The sequence below is a fragment of the Inhella sp. genome, from assembly GCF_027532025.1.
GTDB lineage: Bacteria > Pseudomonadota > Gammaproteobacteria > Burkholderiales > Burkholderiaceae_C > Inhella.
In genome coordinates this window covers 1-1,314 of record NZ_JAPZSY010000011.1, presented here as the reverse complement: position 1 = coordinate 1,314, position 1,314 = coordinate 1, and the positions used below count along the sequence as shown (strand labels likewise).

Genomic DNA, 1,314 nt, shown 5'->3' with positions numbered 1-1,314 from the left:
CGGAGAAGGGGGCGAAGAAGAGCACGCCGGCCTTCTCGGCCTGGGGCATGGCGTCCAGACTCAGCGTGGCCGAGGCATAGCCGAAGAGGGCGACCAGGCCGCGGGTCTGCAAGAGCTTGGTGGTGTTCTCGCCGGCGGTCTCGCGCTGGTTCTGGTCGTCGAGCGTGACGAGCTCGATGGGGGCGCCGGCCACGCCGCCCTGGGCATTGACGGACTTGAAATAAGCCAGGGCGCCATCGCGGATGTCCTGGCCGAAGGCGGCGTTGCTGCCCGTCAGCGGCGCCGACTGGCCCACGATCCAGGCGTTCTGGGCCTGGGCGCTGCCCAGGCCCAGGGCCAGCAGCAGGGCGGCCAGGGACGGGTGACGGAGGATGGAGGTTTTCATGCGGTATCTCCCCTTGGGGGTATGTGGACCGCATCGTCACCCAGAAGATGTTTCAGGACTAGGCCCGAAACCGCAACACCTGTGTGCAGGTGTACGAAGGTGTAAGCAGATGTCAGTTGCGCAGCTTGCCGCCGCGCGTGACCATGCCCAGTTCCACGTACTTGCTGCCGTGGTTCTGGTCCGGGGCGTAGCTGACCGTGAACCCTCCGGTGTCGTAGCTGCCCAGATTGCGCAAGGCGGTCAGCAGGGCCCGGGCGTCGCCGGGGCGCTTGCTGCGGCGCATGGCCTCGGTCAGCACCTTGGCGCCGATGCAGCCCTCCAAGTGCGTGCTGTTCATGGGCTTGCTGATGCCGCTGTCCTTGAGCATCTGGGCGCATTCGCGCACCACGGGCAGCGAGGCCGCCGTGTTGGGTACCACCTGCGAGATCGAGACACCGGCCGCGGCGTCACCGGCTGCGTCGATGTACTGTTGCGCGCCCACGAAGGACAGGCTGGACATGGGCACGAACAGGCCCTGGGCCACGAGGCGCTTGGTGATCTCGGCTGCGGCGCCGGAGAGCACGGTGTTGATGATGACCTCGGGCTTGAGCGCGATCAGCTGGGCGAAGCGCGCATCGTCGATCTTGGCGTTGCGCTCCAGCGAGAAGGCCTTGGGCGTCTTCCCCTGGCGTGCCAGGTAGTCCCGGACGACGCCGAAGTTCTGGTTGCCGACCTCGTCGTCGTAGTGGACGACCACCACTTCCTTCATCCCGAGGCCAGTCCAGAAGGCCAGCATCTTCTCCAACTCATCGCCGTAGGAGGCCCGCAGCGTGTGCACCACGGGGCTGGGCTTGCGTACCGGGTTGGCGCCGGAGAAGGGGGCGAAGAAGAGCACGCCGGCCTTCTCGGCCTGGGGCATGGCGTCCAGACTCAGCGTGGCCGAGGCATAG

2 protein-coding genes are annotated in these 1,314 nt (G+C 67.0%); both read right to left on the bottom strand.

The genetic code is table 11. The features are described 5' to 3' along the window. Positions 1-385, bottom strand: a 385-nt coding sequence (locus O9335_RS02410) for an ABC transporter substrate-binding protein (protein WP_298383003.1), incomplete at its 3' end; no start/stop codon positions are given. 112 nt (positions 386-497) lie between these two features. Beyond that, a partial coding sequence (locus O9335_RS02405; RefSeq protein WP_298382998.1) for an ABC transporter substrate-binding protein occupies positions 498-1,314 on the bottom strand: 817 nt, incomplete at its 5' end.